Source organism: Pseudomonas sp. Pdm06, from assembly GCF_014851795.1.
GTDB lineage: Bacteria > Pseudomonadota > Gammaproteobacteria > Pseudomonadales > Pseudomonadaceae > Aquipseudomonas > Aquipseudomonas fluorescens_AA.
In genome coordinates this window covers 135,195-151,289 of the sequence record NZ_JACVAH010000014.1, presented here as the reverse complement: position 1 = coordinate 151,289, position 16,095 = coordinate 135,195, and the positions used below count along the sequence as shown (strand labels likewise).

The window sequence follows — 16,095 nt, the reverse complement described above, 5'->3', positions numbered from 1 at the left end:
ATCGCTATTCATCGAGCGAGTTCAGGAAAACTCGACGCCACCACCTTCGCGCCTCAAAACTTGAAGAGCGCCTGGGGTGCCTGGACCATTAACGCATGCATCTGCGACGCCGAACATTCCAACGCGCGCAACTGTGCCATGACCGTCTCGAAGCCGACATGTTTTTCATGCTGAGTGTGCGGCCAATCGCTGCCCCACACCAGGCGTTCGGGGCCAAAACTGCGCTCCAGCAACGTCAACGAGGCGCGGGCGAATTCAAGGTTCTGCGGGGCCGTTGCGCCCAATCGATAGATACCGGACACCTTCATCCACACCTGCCCGCCCTGCCCCAGCGCCATCAATTGGGCAAAGCCAGGTTGATCCAGCCCCGAACACGCATCCGGGCGGCCGAAATGATCGACCACCACCTTGATGCCCAATGGCAACAGCTGAGCCATCAACCCCGGCAAGTCCACCAGGTTGGCATGCAACTCCACATGCCAGTCCAGTTCCGCGATGTGGCCCAACAAGCCGCTCCAGGCGGCGTCACGAAAATCAGGCAAGGCTTTGCCCATCAGGTTCAAGCGCACACCGACCACGCCCAGCCGGGCCATGTCGTCCAACTCGGCGCGGCTGACGTCTCGCTCCACCACCACGACCCCGCGCAACTGCTCCGGCGCTTGCCGTAGTGCGGCCAGCAGGTAGCGGTTATCGGTGCCGAGAAAACTCGGCTGCACCAACACGCCATGGCTCAAGCCATGGGCGTGCAAGTGGCCCAGGTATTGAGCGAGCGTAGCGTCATAGTCGGGTGTGTAGCGCCGGACAGCGGCCAGTTCCAGCTCACGACTGAACACGTGGGCGTGGCAGTCAATGCCGGTCATCGGTTTGGTACAGGTATCAACCATGGGTCTCATCTATCGACAATAAGGGAAATCAGGCCCGGGCGCTCTGGCTGTCCTGCTCAACCACAGGCGCCGATGCCGCAGTGGCTTCCAGGCTGCGGCCGCGGGTTTCCGGCAGGCACAGCGCTGCGATCACCGCCACGCCGTAGGCAATCCCGGCGTCGATGCCAATGGCCGAGCCCAAGGACATGGAATCGCTCATGTGGCCGACCAGGAACGGGAACACCGCCGAGAGCACCCGGCCGAAGTTGTAGCAGAACCCCACGCCGGCGCCGCGCACATCCGCCGGGTACAACTCGTTGAAAAACGCCCCGAGGCTCGCCGGAATACCGGCCGCGAAGAAGCCGAGCGGGAACCCCAGGAACAGCATTTGGGTGTTGGTCAACGGCAGGAATACGTAACACTGGACGGTGACCACGCAGCACAGCGCAAACAACACGATGTTTTTCCGACGGCCAATGCGATCGATCAACAGGCCACTGACTACGCAGCCGCACCAGAAGGCGAAGATGATCACCGCCAGGTAGCCACCTGAGTTGAGCACCGACAGGTTGCGCTCGGTCTTGAGGAAGGTCGGCAGCCAGGTCATCACGGCGTGGTAACCACCGTGCGCCCCTAGCCCCAGCAACCCGCCAAACAAGGTCACGCGGATCAACTCGGGGCGAAAGATACCGGCCAGGGATTTGAAGAAACTCTGCGGGATGACGTTGTCTTTTTTCAGGCGCTGGAAACTGTCGGGCTCTTCAACATTGCGCCGCACCCAGATGATCAGGAACGATGGCAGCAGGCCTACGACGAACATCACCCGCCAGGCCATGTCCTGCGGTACGAGGGAGTAGATCAGCGTGAAGACGCCGACCGCCAGCCCCCAACCCACCGCCCAGGCGCTCTGCACCGTGCCCATGACCTTGCCGCGGTACTTGGGGTTGATGGTCTCGGCCATCAATACCGCGCCGGCGGCCCATTCCCCGCCAATTCCGAAGCCCTGCAGCGCCTTGACGATCAACAACTGATGGAAGCCAGTGACGAACGCCGACAGGAAGGTGAAGAACGAAAACCACAAGATCATCCATTGCAGCGTGCGCACCCGACCGTAGCGATCCGACAGCGTCCCGCCGACCCAGCCGCCAATGGCCGAAGTGACCAGGGTCACGCCGCTGACCAGCCCGGCATCGCCCTTGGTCAGGGCGAACGCGGCGATCAACGCCGGTATCGCCAGGCCGAACATCTGTACTTCCAAGGCGTCGAGCGACCATCCGCCGAAACAAGCCCAAAACGTTTTGCGCTCCCGCGCAGTGACTTGGCGATACCAACTGAACATGATTCTTATCCTTGTAAGTGGAACGAAAGGCAGCCGAGAGCGAACCGCGCCGCTACAGGGCCAGTCATGGCAAACAAAACGATAAGGACAGCGGCGACCGACTCGCCGCTAGCCGGGTCGGGTCAGCGAATTTCCACGCGGTAGCGGAAGTGCTCGGCATGCCCGCGAGAGCGTCGCCACTCCAGGGGATTGCCAGCGTAGTCCCGTGCCAGGCGTTCGATCACCACCACCGGGCTGTTGACCGGCACCTGCAGCAATCTTGCGTGCACCTCATTCACCGATTCGGCGGTGAGGGTTTCTTCGGCATAGGCGACAACCTGGCCGCAAACCTCTTCATAGATGGGGTAAAGCAACGGGCCCTTTTGACTCAGGTCGATTTCGAGCAAGGCTTGGAAGCGGCTACGGGGCAACCAGATTTCTTCGGCGAGCACCGGCTCCACTTCCAGCAGACGCACCCGCACCAGGCGAATCACCGGCGCATCCACCGGCAACCCCAGCGCCTGGGCCACCGCCGACGGCGCGGCCACCGGTTCCACGGACAAGATCCGGCTCTCGGGAACCCGGCGTTCGCCAGAAGCGCTTTGAAAACGGAAGAAACGGAACAACGACGATTGAAACTGCGGCCGGCGAATGAAAGTACCGCGCCCCTGCTGGCGTTCCAGGATGCCCTCGCTGACCAGCGCATCGATGGCCTTGCGCACTGTGCCGGTCGACAACTGGTACTCCGCTGAAAGGGCGGCCTCGGTCGGAATCGCCTCCCCCGGGCGCCAGCGGTTATTGGCGATCTGCTCGGCCAATTGGTCGCGCAAACGTTGGTAAAGCGGCAGGCGGACATCGCTGGAGAGAGAGTTCATTGACCTTATTCACCTTGTTATCTAGTCATATATATGAATATGCACGGCGAGTATTTACCCAGGCTCGATGGCTGTCAAGAAGTGCCAGGGTGTCTCGTTGACGAATGGTGAATCCAATGACGCAGCCGCCCGCAATTAACAACGTTTAACTCGCACGCTCGCGCCCCACGCCCAAGAATGAAGCCCTCTGCCCAGACCTGTTTGCTCAAGCGCAAAGCTGTCCGCCCACCCTGCGGTGCGCCGGGCATTTCCCACTGGCGGCGCGTAGTACCGCCCCTTCGCCCGCCCAATTTCACATGGAAATGAAGCATGTTGCCTGCACCCCACCACTCAACCGCCGCCCTGAAGCCGCTCTGGCTGCTTGCCCTGCTCACAAGCAGCACCGCACCCGCGATGGCAGCGGAACTCGCGCAAAGCACGCCTGGCTTCCTCGACGGGGCGACGCTGGAAGTTCTCAGCCGTAACTTCTACCTCAACAACGACTATCGCGCCCCGACCCCGGCAGGCAAAAGCTACAAACAGGAGTGGGCCCAGGGCTTCATCGCCTCGTTCGAGTCCGGTTTCACCCCCGGCACGATCGGCGTAGGCATCGATGCCCACGGGTTCCTGGGGTTGAAACTGGACGGCGGCAAGGGGCATTCCGGAACGGGATTATTGCCGCTGGATGAGAGCGGGCGAAGCGAGGAGCATTACTCCAGTGCGGGCGGCGCGCTGAAACTCAACACCTCACGCACCACCCTGGCGCTCGGCGAAATGACCGTGCAGAGCCCGGTATTCGATACCGCAGACAAGCGCCTGCAACCCGAATACGCCAGCGGCCTGCTGCTCTCCAGCCGCGAGTTCGACGGGGTCGACCTGCAGGCGGGTCACTTCAGTGCGTTCAAGAATCAGGACGCCTCGACCGGCAAGGGTGATTTTTCCGGGTATGGCGCGACGACGCGCAACAGCGCCATCGACTTCATCGGCGCCGACCTGCTCACCGGCCAAGCCCTGGGCGGCGCGCTCTACGCCTCCGAACTGAGCGATACCTGGCGCCAGTACTATGCCAACCTGCATATCACCCTTGGCGAACTGTTCCTTGACGGCAACCTGTATCACACCCGCGACTACGGCAAGGCCAACGCCGGGGCCATCGACACCACAGCCTACAGCCTGAGCGGCAAGTACCGGCTCAATGCCCAGGCGTTCACCCTGGCCTATCAGAAAATCAACGGCGACACGCCCTTCGATTTCGTCGGCGGCGACTCCATCTACCTGGCCAACTCGATCAAATATGCCGACTTCAACGGCCCCGGCGAACGCTCATGGCAGGCGCGCTACGACCTCGACCTGGGCACCTTGGGCATCCCCGGCCTGAGCTTCATGGCCCGCTATGTGACTGGACGCGGAATCGACGGCAGCCATGCCCCCCAAGGCGGTGCCTACAACCCGTTCGATAGCGACACCGGCACTTACAGCCCGCAACAAGGCGCTGGCGGACGCCATTGGGAGCGCGACCTGGACCTGCACTACATCGTGCAGTCAGGCCCGGCCAAGGACCTGTCGCTGCAACTGTCCCATGTCACCCATCGCGCCAACAGCGCCCAGGCCGGAGACGACATCGACCGGCTGTATATCGTCATTGAGTACCCGCTCAAGCTGGGGCCGTTCTGACGTTGATTGATGTCATTGTCATGGGGCGCGTGCGCTACAGTGGCCTGGACAAGCTGATCGGTAGCACCGTGGAAGGGCTGCTGTACAAGCTGCCGTGCAGCGGTGTGGGTGATTGCGCCGCAGCAAGTCGGCTGAAAGCATCGGTTCAGCCACCGGACACCCGCATGCTGGGGGAAAGACTCATGCACATCGACTGGTTCAACTTCACACCTTGGTCGTCCTTGGCCGGCGGCATGCTGATCGGCCTGGCGGCCGGCCTGTACGTTGTCGCCAATGGGCGTATCGCCGGCGTCAGCGGCCTGATCGGCAGTCTTCTGCAACGGAGCGCGGAAGGCCTCGGTGAGAAAGCGCTGTTTCTCCTCGGTCTGCTCGTCGCGCCACTTTTCTGGGGGTTGTTTGCCAGCCTTCCAGCGATTGAGTTCCAGAGCGGCGCGGCCGGTCTCATCATCGCCGGCCTGTTGGTGGGCATCGGCACCCGCTACGGTTCAGGTTGCACGAGCGGTCATGGCGTGTGCGGCCTGTCCCGCCTTTCGCCGCGCTCGATGGTTGCCACCGCTTGCTTCATGCTCAGCGGTTTCGCCACGGTGTTTGTCTTGCGTCACTGGTTGGGGGTTTGAACATGCTCAAACTGAGCGCATTCATGGCCGGGCTGTTGTTCGGCTTCGGCCTGCTCCTGGCGGGCATGACCAATCCGAGCAAGGTGCTGGCGTTCCTGGACCTGGCTGGCGCCTGGGATCCATCCCTGGCCCTGGTCATGATTGGCGCGATTGGCACTGCCATCATCCCGTTGACCTGGGCACGCCAGCGCAGCCACTCGCTGCTGGGCCGCCCCATGCAACTGCCAGCCAAGCGTGAACTGGACAAGCGCCTGATCGGCGGCGCCCTGGTGTTCGGCATAGGCTGGGGCATCGCCGGCATCTGCCCAGGCCCTGCCGTGGCAACCCTTTTGACAGGGCACTGGCAAGCCATCGTCTTCGCCTTGGCCATGCTGGCCGGCATGATGCTGTTCACGGTGTTGGAAAATCGACGGGGCCGCTGAGCCTGAATCGCTGATGGGTGCTAAAAGCGACCAATCTCCAACGTCGCGCAAAGGCCACGTTCGACTCGATTCTCCAGCCGGATCTGGCCACCCAGGCGATTGGCGATCGTGCGCACGATCGTCAACCCCAACCCGGCGCCCTGGTCATTGCCACGACTGTAGAACCGCTCGAAGAGCCGCTCACGCTCGGCCTCGTCGATACCCGGCCCCTGGTCTTCGACAGACAGCTCGTAGTGATCGCCCTTCCTGGCCAGGCGTACGGTAATCGTGCCGTTGGCCGGAGAAAAATTGGCCGCGTTGGTCACCAGGTTGTTCAAGGCGATGTCGATAGCCACCGGGTCGATTCGAACCGGACCGATGTCATCGCTGACATCCAGCACCGGCTCGAGCCCCTTGCTCAACAACCAGGGGGTCAGTTGTATCAGGCTCGCCCGAACCGTGGCGGCCAGGTCGATGACCGCCGGCGTCGGAACGCCTGCCTGCGGTTCAAGCCGTGCCATGGTGAGCAATTGGTTGACCAGGCGCGTGGTGCGGTCGACCCCGGCAATCAGGTGTTCCAGGGAGTCGCGACGGCTTTGCTCGCTCCCCGCCTCCATCAGGTTCTGTGCATGCACCCGCAGTACGGCCAAGGGCGTACGCATTTCATGGGCGGCGTCGGCGATGAAACGCCGCTCACGGCCCATCACCTCCTGGATCTGCGCCAAGACACGGTTGAGTGCCGCCTGCATGGGCTCAAGCTCCGTAGGGAGCGGCATCATTTGCAAGGGTTCCAGGGAGCCGGGATGCCTGGCGCGCAACTTCGCCGCCATGTCGACCAGGGGCTTGAGCCCCCAGCCGATGGCCAGCCAGATCACCGCGGCAAGCACCACGCTGCCGATCAGGTTGGGCACGACGGTGTGACGAACAATGCGGTCGACCAAGTCGGCACGCACGTCGTCGCGCTCGCCCACCCAGATCTTCAACCCGTATTGCGCGTCGTCCAGGACGAACGCCCGCCACTTACGGTTCTTCTGGTCCACGATCTCGCTGAAACCGGGCGCAACCGGGGGTGAGGTGAACGACGGTGCGCTGGTGGTATGAACCAGCACCGAACCTTGTGAGTTCCAGACCTGGAAAGCGATCTTGCTTTCATAGGGATGACCGTCGACTTTAGGCACCGCCTGCCCCAACGCCGAATTGAACGCCTGATACAGCTCGGCGTGTTCCTTGCTCGCCATCGGCATGCGCATCACACCCTGCAGCAGCCGGGCATTCTGCGCCAATTGGGCATCGTAGACCTCGGCAATTTCGTGGTTGCTGTCATGCAGGTTGAATACCGTGATGATCAACAGGCCAAGGAACAGCAGGCCGAGGATCAACGTGAGGGTACGCCGCCGGATCGAACTCATCGGCGCTCCTCCACCAGGTAACCGACACCGCGAATGGTACGGATCAGGTCGGTGGAGAATTTCTTGCGCAGGTGATGGATATGCACTTCCAGCGTGTTGCTCTCGGCCTCCTCGCTCCAGCCGTAGAGCAACTGCATCAAATGATCGCGCGTCATGACGCGGCCCGGCGGCGAGAGCAGTTCATGGAGCAACTGATACTCCTTGGGCGTCAGGGCCACCGGCTTGCCCTGGTAACTGACTTGCTGGGTGCCGGGGTTCAGGCTGATGCCGGCATGTTCGATTGACGCTTGGGCGCGGCCGGCGCTGCGGCGCAACAAGGCCCGTAGCCGGGCCTTGAGTTCCGCCAGGTCGAAGGGTTTGACCAGATAGTCGTCAGCCCCGGCGTCCAACCCGGCGATGCGATCCTCGGTGGCATCGCGGGCGGTGAGGATCAGCACCGGCAGGTTGGAACCACTGTCACGCAAGCGCCGCAACACCTGCAGGCCGTCCATGCGTGGCAAGCCAAGGTCAAGCACCGCCAGGTCGAAAGTTTCACTGAGCAGCGAATGCAAGGCGCTGCTGCCGTCCTGCAACCAGTCGACGGTATAGCCTTCGCGACTCAGGGCCTGATGGATGCCCTCCCCCAAGGCCACATCATCCTCGATCAGTAATAAACGCACACGCGCTCCTGTCAGTTCAGCTGCTTGTTCACATCCACCAGCAACGCGTCGATCTCCTTGCGGCGCCCGGCATCGGCCGTTTCCCGACCCGGCCGCGGCGCTGCCTGCAAGGCTTTTTGCAGCGCTGCCTTGGCTTCGCTGTAGCGTTTCTGACGGTAGAGGTGATCGCCCCAAAAGTACAGGCTGTCGATGCCGTTCGGGTTGAGTTGCAACGCCTGCTGGAGCAATTGCTCGGCCTTGTCCGAGTCGCCGAAACCCAGGGGCCAGCCCGGCACCCGGTCGTAGAGTGCGCCGAGGCTGGTGTAGGCCGAGCCTTGCAGGGCCTTGGGGTCCAGGGTCAGGGCTTTTTCCAGGTCGCCCTTGGCGTCCTTGACCTTGCCCAACGCACCGAGCCCACCCTTGGCACCGGCCCAACTGCTGTTGACGATGCCGGACCAGATCCATGCTTCGGCCACCGATTGGCGCTCCTGCTTGAATGCCGAGGCCTGGGTCGCGAGCTTTTCGAACGCGTCGGCGCGTTGGCCTTCTGGCACTTCATATTGAATGTGGGCCCAGCGCTGCTGGATGTCGCTGAGACGTTGCTGGTCGGCCGCCTCCAATGCCCAGACGCTTTGGCTCAGGGTGCCGATCAATAGACAAGCGAGGATTTTTTTCATGGCTTGAGGTGCTCGTTTTCAGGTTTGCGACTGAGGCGACGGACCAGTGGCAATTGCTTGCGCAGCCCCCGATCCACCAAGTTGGGAAGCAGGCTGTTGAGGCCGACGAAAAAGCGTTCAGGCCAGCCCAGATACAGCTCGCGCCGGTCGCCGATAATCGCGTGGATCACCGCCGCCGCCACGGTTTGCGGGTCGTCGACGTTGGCCTTGAGGGCCTGGTTGAGCGCGTCGGCTGCCGGGCTGTTCATCGATGTACGGGTGGCCCGGGGCGCCACGTAGAGCACTCCGATACGGGTGTCGGCCAACTCCCGGCGCAAGGCTTCGGAAAAACCGCGCAAGGCAAACTTGCTGGCGCAGTAACTGGCGTAGCCCGGGTAGCCGATTGATCCGTAGGTCGAACCGACGTTCACCACCATCGCGCTGTCGGCCTGCTTGAGCAGCGGCAACAGTATTTTGGTCAGGCAGATCGGCGCGCTGATGTTCAGCGCCAGCATGGCGTTGATCTCGCTGTCGTCGAGTTGTTCGAGCATGGCGAAGTGGTTCACGCCGGCGGCATTGATCAGCAGGTTGATGCCGCCCTGGGCCTCGGCGGCGACCAGCACTTTGCGTCGGTCGGCGAGGAAGGTCAGGTCGGCTTCGACCCAGCTCAAGTGCTGCGGATAACGCTCCAGCAACGGCTGCAAGGCTTCGCGATGCCTGGCGACGGCCAGCACCCGCGCGCCACTGGCGCACAGGGCAGCGGCGATGGCCTGGCCGATTCCACCGCTGGCGCCGGTCAGCACGACACGCGCATCACACAGGCGCATGTTCAGGCTCCCCGTCACGAGGCAGGCCCCGGAACATGTCGGTGTACAACCGGTACACCACCTTGGAGGCATGGATCACCGCAGCCTGGTCCGCCGGATCGTCCAGGCGGTTCATCAGGCCGCGATAGGTCTGCATATGCTCGACGTCGAGCGATCCATGGGAGCTGAGGTAACTGAACGCCGTGGGCGGCAATTCCAGGCGCTGGCGGATGCTGTCGGCGGCATGGGTCGCCAGGGCGATACTGGTACCCTCCAGCACATTGACCATGCCGAACAGGCCAACCGGATTGCCTCGGGCGATCAAGTCATAGAGGTAACTGACCATCAGCTCGATGGGTAACGAAGGCTGGCCGTTGCGCACCGCTTCCTTATCGCCACCGCACACGGCAATGTCATCCAGCACCCATTGCTCATGGCCGTACTCTTCGTCGATGTATTCGCACACGGCCTTGCGCAGCCATTCCAGGTGCATTGGCAGGCGCGCCCCGCACGCCATCATCAACGGCACCGTATGGCGCACGTGGTAATACGCCTGGATCAGGAAGCCCCGGTAACTGGCCAGGCTGACCTGGCCGTCGAGGGCGTCACGAATGATCGGCAGATTGAACAGGGTCTGGCGCTCTTGCTGGGTAGCGGCTTGCAACGTGTCAAAAAAACTCATGATGGGGATTCCTCGGACAAGACGGGTGAAGTGAGCTGCGCCCGGTACCGCTCCACGATGGCTTCCCGGCGTGGCCGGCCATTGGCGGTGAGCATGCCGTTGGCAGCGCTGAAGGGTTGGTCCAGGCGCGTCCAGTGATGGACCCGCGCGTAGTCGGGCAGCGTGTCGTTGGCCTTGGCCACGGCCAGCTCCAGCGTTTGATCCGTGCAGTCGGCCCGGGCGGGCCAGAGCAGTGCATGGTTGTGCGGCATGGCTTCGCCATAAACGAAGGCCTGGGCAATGTCACCGCCCTGGGTGAGTTCGGCTTCAACCCATTCGGGGTTCACGTTGCGACCGAAACTGGTGACGAATTGGTGTTTCTTGCGACCGCGCAGGTAAAGAAAACCGTCCTCGTCGAACGCCCCCAGGTCGCCACTGGGCCACCACTCGCTGGCGTGCGCAGGCTCCCCCAGGTAACCGAGCAACGTCGAGCCCTTGATCAGGACTTCGCCGTCATCGGCCAAGCGGATCTCCACATGGGGCAGCGGCTGGCCGACACTGCCGGCACGATGAGCCTGTGGCCGATTGAGGCACACCACCGAGGCGCATTCCGACAGCCCATAGCCTTCAAACACCGGCAAGCCGACGCGCTGGGCCCGCTGCAACAAATCGTGGGACACCCGTGCCCCGCCGACGGCGGCGAATCGCACGATGTGCGGGTTGAACAGCTTCTGTTCGGCAGCCGTGACCAACATCAACAGCAGTTGCGGAACCAGGATCAGGCTCTGCGCCCGACGCTCGGCCAGGCATCCCAGCAGGCGCGTCGGGTCGACCCCGCTGGCGCCCTGGATGCCAAGCGTCCTCTGGCTGGGCAGGCTCAGCATGGCACCGGCATACAACGCCGCGTAGCAGCCAAGGTTTTCCAGCAGAATCGCCAGGGGCAGCAACGCCAAGTGATGCCGGGCCTCGACCGGTTGGCTGGCCTGTTCCAGTTCACGGGCCACCCGCAACAGGCTGTCAGCGCTCAGGCAGACGCCTTTGGGCGTGCCAGTGGTTCCGGACGTGAAGGTCAGCTTGGCGGTGCCTGTCGGCAGACGACTCGGCCCGTCGAAATACCGCCGCCAGAACTCGCCACTGTGCTGGTATCCGGCGGCTTGCAGTTCCGTTTCGAACGCAGGCTCGGCAATCACCCGCTCGGCCTGGCTCTGCTCCAGGCAGTGGCGACGTTGAGCCTGGCTGAAAAAACCGGGCAGGATGACGCAGGCCAGCCCTTCGAACAGCGCGGCAAGGTCCCAGAGCATCGCTTCGATGCCGTTGTCCAGGGCCAGGGCGACAACGCTGATGTGTTCATCGCGCAGGCGTTGCTGGCGGTACACCACTTCGGAATAAAGCGTTGCGTAGTCGAGCTGCGAACCGTCGCCCCACAGTGCAATAGCGTGGCCCCTGCGCTCGGCATACCCACGCAGGGTGCGTTTGAACCGTTCCATCTCAGGCGACATGGCTGGTCTCCCCGAGATCCGTCGACAGTCCCAGCCGAGTGAACAGGCCGGTATTGCGCAGGTGAATGAAACCGGCGCGGATGTTTCCGACATGAACCCACGGCTGGCTTTCGTAGTAACGCCCCCAGAGGTGACGCTCCTCGCCAAGGCGCTGCGGATCGGCCGGGCACAGGGTCACGGGCTTGAGGCCGAGGCGATGGAAGCTGTTGACCAGGCCGATGTTGCCAGTGAACGCAACCCACTCCAGGCCGCCCATGGCCAACAGATAAGTGATCGCGATGATGCTCAGCCGGGCGCTGCCCGTGTCACTGGCGGCCAGGTTGCCGACTTCGACGATACCGGCGCGGTCCACCGGACGGTCGGCGGTGGCGCTGATCAAAGGCTCGATGGGGCTGTCCAGATAATGTTCGAGGAACAGCGGCCCCTGTGCGGCCCGGCGCACGCCAGCGGCTGCGCAGAGCGTGCCGTGGACATCGTCGAGCCCGAACAGCTCCGGCATGAAGTGACGAATATCGGCACCGTGGACCTGGCGAAAACGCTGTTGGATGAACGCTTCGAACTCAGCCCGCCGCAGTTGTCCCGGCAAGGCTCGGTACAAGTGGCGAGCCGGCAGCCCGGCGTCACCGAAGGCCAGCGGCAAGTGGATGTTCCAGTCAAAATCGGGCATGGCGCAACGTTCTCCCTCGGGCTATTGGGGAGAAGTATCGAGGCCGTTTCTTAACGAAGTCTGAAGATGGGAAGTTTGCGTACGCTTGAGAAATAGTCCGATCAAACACGGGCTGCCTTTGTTTGTTTTTCCGTAGTACAGTAGGCAAAACCCGATAAATATCCACCTTTAGATGACCTGAAGTGCCAGGCCCGACGTCAATGGACCCGCACACCCGTCATCCTTCTACCGCGGCGGTAATTGCATGATCGACATCACCGAAGTCTCCATTGCCCAACTGCGCGCCGCGCTGGAATCGGGCCAGACCACAGCAGTAGCGCTTGTCCAGGCCTACCTTGCCAGGATCGATGCCTACGACGGCCCCGACACCCCCACGGCCCTCAATGCGGTGGTGGTGCGCAACCCGGATGCGCTGAAGGAAGCGCAGGCCTCCGATGCCCGTCGGGCCAGTGGCCAGACCCTCGGCCCGCTCGACGGCATTCCCTATACGGCCAAGGACAGTTATCTGGTCAAGGGACTCACCGCCGCCTCCGGAAGCCCGGCGTTCAAGGACCTGGTGGCCTATCGCGATGCGTTCACCATCGAACGGCTGCGCGCCGCCGGGGCCATCTGCCTGGGCAAGACCAACATGCCGCCCATGGCCAATGGCGGGATGCAGCGCGGGGTGTATGGCCGTGCGGAAAGCCCGTACAACGGCGACTACCTCACCGCGCCCTTTGCCTCCGGCTCCTCGAACGGGGCAGGCACGGCAACCGCCGCCAGTTTCGCCGCGTTCGGCCTTGCCGAAGAAACCTGGTCGAGCGGACGCGGCCCGGCGTCGAACAACGGCCTGTGCGCCTACACGCCGTCGCGTGGGGTGATTTCGGTGCGGGGCAATTGGCCATTGACGCCAACGATGGACGTCGTCGTGCCCTTCGCCAGGACCATGGCCGACCTGCTCGAAGTGCTGGACGTGGTGGTCGCCGAAGACCCGGACACCCGTGGCGACCTGTGGCGGTTGCAACCCTGGGTGCCGATTCCGAGCGTCGAGTCGGTTCGTCCCGCCTCGTATCCGAGCCTTGCCAGCAACCCGACGGCGCTGGCCGGCATTCGGTTCGGCGTGCCACGGATGTACATCAACGCGGACCCTGAAGCCGGCACGGCCGAGGCCCCCGGCATCGGCGGCCCGACCGGGCAGCGAATCGTCACCCGCGCCTCGGTGATCGACCTTTGGGAGCAAGCCCGCAAGGCCCTTGAGGCTTGCGGCGCCGAAGTGATCGAGGTGGATTTCCCGCTGGTGTCCAACTGCGAGGGCGACCGTCCCAGCGCACCGACAGTGTTCACCCGCGGCCTGGTTTCCAAGGAATTCCTGCACCATGAGTTGTGGGACCTGTCGGCCTGGGCATTCGATGATTTCCTGCGGGCCAACGGTGATCCGAAATTGAATCGCCTGGCCGACGTCGACGGACCGAAGATCTTCCCCCACGACCCGGGCACCCTGCCCAACCGGGAGGACGATCTGGCCGCCGGCATGGACGAGTATGTGAAGATGGCCCAGCGCGGCATTACGCCCTGGGACCAGATCCCGACGCTGCCCGACGGGTTGCGGGGGCTTGAAGCGACACGCCGGATCGACCTGGAAGACTGGATGGAGCGGCTAGGCCTGGACGCGGTGATCTTCCCGACCGTCGCCGACGTCGGACCGGCGGATGCGGATATCAATCCGGAATCTGCCGATATCGCCTGGAGCAACGGGGTCTGGGTCGCCAACGGCAACCTCGCCATCCGCCACTTGGGCGTACCCACGGTCACCGTGCCAATGGGCATCATGGCGGACATCGGCATGCCCGTCGGGCTGACATTCGCCGGGCGTGCCTATGACGATTCGAGGCTGTTGCAACTGGCGTCGGCGTTCGAGTCGATTGGCTCCAAGCGTCGGGTCCCGCCGCGGACACCGCCATTGTCGGCTTGACCCGATCATGGGGGCTGCTGCGCAGCCCGGCGGGAGCAAGCTCCCTCGCCACGGTTGCATGTTCGGCTGGGTGAGGGGGCAAACGCCACCCTCGCCAAAATGGCCCTCAGGTATTGCACCTGTAAGCTTTTGTGGCGAGGGAGCTTGCTCCCGCTGGGCTGCGCAGCGGCCCCCGGCTCCATGCCTACAACCGGAAATATTGCTGCATGGCACGGGCCAGCAAGTTCACGGCTTCATCGCCGCGTGACGCCTGGGCTCGCATGAACACCACCTCATGCTCCGCGATCACCGGCAGCCCTTCGAGGATCCGCATGGCAGCCGTCACCCGTCCACGGTCGATCAGGCTGATCGCCAACCCGGCCTCCACGCAGGCCTTGACGGCCTGGTTGGAGGGGCTTTCCAGGACGATGCGGGTCTTGCGCCCGCTTTGCCTGAGGGACTCCATCATCGCTTGCCGATAAGGACATTGCGCCGCATGCACCGCCAGCGGCAGCGGCTCCATCGAAGCCGCCGTCGTGTGGGCCGGCCCGACCCAGACCGGCGTGGTGGACACCAGCACTTGCACCTCTGCATTCGCCAGCCCCTTCGGCTGGGCAACCACCGCCGCCTGGAGCTTGCCGCGCTGCACCAGGTCGCGTAGCGCATAGCTTGGCGCGGTCTTGAGTTCCAGCACCACGTTGGGCCACGCGGCGGCGAAGGTCGGGAGGATGTCGCGGATCACATGGTCTGCGTACTCATCCGGCACCCCCAAGGTGATACGTCCCGCCAAACGGGTTCCGTGCAGGTCGGCCAGCACCCGGTCATGGGTGCTCAACAGCTCCGTCGTCGCCACGAGCAAACGCTGGCCCAACGCGGTGAGGGATACCGATTGGTTGTCCCGGTTGAGCAAGCGCCCGCCAGCGACCGCTTCCAAACGCTGGATATGCACGCTGACCGCCGCCGGGCTTTTGTGCAGTTGGTCTGCCGCCGCACTGAACTTACCGATCCGCGCCACCGCATGAAAAGTACGTATCAAGTCGATATCGAGTATGGCCGTCATGATTCAATCTTCGTGAACAACTGATGCATTACATTTTGATTTATTAGATTAGTCGGGTTTCGTAGCCTGTGGTCATGAACCCGAATAAATCGATGATCTGCACTTCCCTGCCCCGGCCCGCCTGGTACTGGCTGATTCCATTGCCGTTGCTCGAAGCGGCATTGCTGGTGTCGTGGAGCTCGGGCTTCGTCGGCGCACGCTTTTCCATCGATTATGCGCCGGCCCTGCTGGTGGTCTTCTGGCGGTGTGTCGTGGTCACGCTCGTCCTGTTTCCCTTCGTCGCCAGGTCGCTACGCCGGACCTCGCCCGTCGCGCTGCTGAAGAACGCCGGCATCGGCCTCCTGGCGATGGCGGGCTACCTGGGCGGCATCACCCAAGGCATTGCCCTGGGTGTGCCGGCGGGCCTGGCCGCGCTGGTCGCCGACCTGCTGCCGATGGGCCTGGCGCTACTGGCCGCAGGCGTACTCCGGCAACGACTGGCCTGGCAGGTCTGGACGGGGCTGCTCATCGGCCTGCTCGGCGTCACGCTGGTGACACAGGGCGCACTGGCGTGGGGCAATGCGCCCTTGTGGGCCTATGGCCTGCCGCTGCTTGGCATGCTCTCGCTCGCCGTCGCGACCCTGTGGCAAAAACACTTACCCGCCGAACAATCGCTGGGGCTGTTGCCCAACCTGTGGCTGCAGTGTTGCGTGTCGGGCCTGGCCTTCGCCCTGGTCGAGGGCGCCCATGGCAGCCTGGCCCCGCTGCCCAGCACAGGCTTCGCACTGAGCGTATTGTGGACCGCGGGCCTGTCGACCATGGGCGGCTACGGCCTCTATTGGTTGTGCCTGCGCCGCGCGACCGCCACCCGCGTCGCCAGTGTCCTGTACCTCAGCCCGCCCATTACGATGCTCTGGGCCTGGGCCATGTTCAACGAACCGCTTTCCTGGCAGATGGTGGTGGGGATGGCGGTGTCCGGGATCGGCATCTGGCTGGTCGTCGGCACCGAGGCCCGGCAGGCTGCGAGTTCAAGATAGCAAGATCGGTCGAGCGCATTGTGCTC

General features: G+C 63.4%; 16 protein-coding genes. 5 read left to right on the top strand and 11 right to left on the bottom strand.

The window, feature by feature from the left end; translation table 11 throughout:
* Window positions 1–53: 53 nt before the first annotated feature.
* The 3 genes from IB266_RS22055 to IB266_RS22045 form a co-directional block, all read right to left on the bottom strand.
* The gene (locus tag IB266_RS22055; RefSeq protein WP_192262429.1) at window positions 54–884 is read right to left on the bottom strand and encodes an amidohydrolase family protein; all 831 of its coding nucleotides are present in this window, start codon (window positions 882–884) and stop codon (window positions 54–56) included.
* Between the two features lie 28 nt (window positions 885–912).
* Window positions 913–2,202, bottom strand: coding sequence for an MFS transporter (locus IB266_RS22050; protein WP_192262428.1), 1,290 nt, complete (start codon window positions 2,200–2,202; stop codon window positions 913–915).
* 122 nt (window positions 2,203–2,324) lie between these two features.
* Window positions 2,325–3,056, bottom strand: a complete 732-nt coding sequence (locus IB266_RS22045; RefSeq protein WP_192262427.1) for a GntR family transcriptional regulator — start codon at window positions 3,054–3,056, stop codon at window positions 2,325–2,327.
* Window positions 3,057–3,365: 309 nt separating this feature from the next.
* Between IB266_RS22045 and IB266_RS22040 the strand changes: the two genes are divergently transcribed.
* From IB266_RS22040 to IB266_RS22030, 3 genes are all read left to right on the top strand, one after another.
* Window positions 3,366–4,709, top strand: a complete 1,344-nt coding sequence (locus IB266_RS22040) for an OprD family porin (RefSeq protein WP_192262426.1) — start codon at window positions 3,366–3,368, stop codon at window positions 4,707–4,709.
* Window positions 4,710–4,891: 182 nt separating this feature from the next.
* Window positions 4,892–5,326, top strand: a complete 435-nt coding sequence (locus IB266_RS22035) for a YeeE/YedE family protein (protein ID WP_192262481.1) — start codon at window positions 4,892–4,894, stop codon at window positions 5,324–5,326.
* Window positions 5,327–5,328: 2 nt separating this feature from the next.
* Window positions 5,329–5,748 (top strand): DUF6691 family protein, encoded by a 420-nt coding sequence (locus IB266_RS22030; RefSeq protein ID WP_192262425.1) that lies wholly within the window; start codon window positions 5,329–5,331, stop codon window positions 5,746–5,748.
* A gap of 20 nt (window positions 5,749–5,768) precedes the next feature.
* Here IB266_RS22030 and IB266_RS22025 read toward each other — a convergent pair whose 3' ends face one another.
* From IB266_RS22025 to IB266_RS21995, 7 genes are read right to left on the bottom strand one after another with little or no spacing between them, the layout of a single operon-like run.
* A complete protein-coding gene (locus IB266_RS22025) occupies window positions 5,769–7,136 on the bottom strand; it encodes an ATP-binding protein (protein ID WP_192262424.1) in 1,368 nt (455 codons plus the stop codon).
* A complete protein-coding gene (locus IB266_RS22020; RefSeq protein ID WP_192262423.1) occupies window positions 7,133–7,795 on the bottom strand; it encodes a response regulator in 663 nt (220 codons plus the stop codon). Before IB266_RS22020 ends, IB266_RS22025 begins: the two co-directional genes overlap by 4 nt.
* A gap of 11 nt (window positions 7,796–7,806) precedes the next feature.
* A complete protein-coding gene (locus tag IB266_RS22015; RefSeq protein WP_192262422.1) occupies window positions 7,807–8,451 on the bottom strand; it encodes a tetratricopeptide repeat protein in 645 nt (214 codons plus the stop codon).
* Window positions 8,448–9,257, bottom strand: a complete 810-nt coding sequence (locus tag IB266_RS22010; RefSeq protein WP_060741853.1) for an SDR family oxidoreductase — start codon at window positions 9,255–9,257, stop codon at window positions 8,448–8,450. The genes IB266_RS22015 and IB266_RS22010 overlap by 4 nt, the downstream gene beginning before the upstream one ends.
* A complete protein-coding gene (locus IB266_RS22005) occupies window positions 9,244–9,918 on the bottom strand; it encodes a TenA family transcriptional regulator (RefSeq protein ID WP_192262421.1) in 675 nt (224 codons plus the stop codon). The genes IB266_RS22010 and IB266_RS22005 overlap by 14 nt, the downstream gene beginning before the upstream one ends.
* The gene (locus IB266_RS22000; RefSeq protein WP_192262420.1) at window positions 9,915–11,396 is read right to left on the bottom strand and encodes an AMP-binding protein; all 1,482 of its coding nucleotides are present in this window, start codon (window positions 11,394–11,396) and stop codon (window positions 9,915–9,917) included. The genes IB266_RS22005 and IB266_RS22000 overlap by 4 nt, the downstream gene beginning before the upstream one ends.
* On the bottom strand, window positions 11,386–12,063 hold the full coding sequence (locus tag IB266_RS21995) for a thermostable hemolysin (protein ID WP_192262419.1): 678 nt from the start codon (window positions 12,061–12,063) through the stop codon (window positions 11,386–11,388). The genes IB266_RS22000 and IB266_RS21995 overlap by 11 nt, the downstream gene beginning before the upstream one ends.
* Window positions 12,064–12,307: 244 nt before the next feature.
* Here IB266_RS21995 and IB266_RS21990 point away from each other — a divergent pair, with 244 nt between their 5' ends.
* Entirely contained in the window at window positions 12,308–14,014 is a 1,707-nt protein-coding gene (locus IB266_RS21990; protein WP_192262418.1) for an amidase, read from the top strand.
* 184 nt (window positions 14,015–14,198) lie between these two features.
* Here the strand turns inward: IB266_RS21990 and IB266_RS21985 are convergent, their stop codons facing one another.
* Window positions 14,199–15,053 (bottom strand): LysR family transcriptional regulator, encoded by an 855-nt coding sequence (locus IB266_RS21985; RefSeq protein WP_192262417.1) that lies wholly within the window; start codon window positions 15,051–15,053, stop codon window positions 14,199–14,201.
* A 74-nt stretch (window positions 15,054–15,127) separates the two neighbouring features.
* Here IB266_RS21985 and IB266_RS21980 point away from each other — a divergent pair, with 74 nt between their 5' ends.
* The gene (locus tag IB266_RS21980) at window positions 15,128–16,069 is read left to right on the top strand and encodes a DMT family transporter (protein WP_192262416.1); all 942 of its coding nucleotides are present in this window, start codon (window positions 15,128–15,130) and stop codon (window positions 16,067–16,069) included.
* Window positions 16,070–16,095 lie beyond the last annotated feature (26 nt).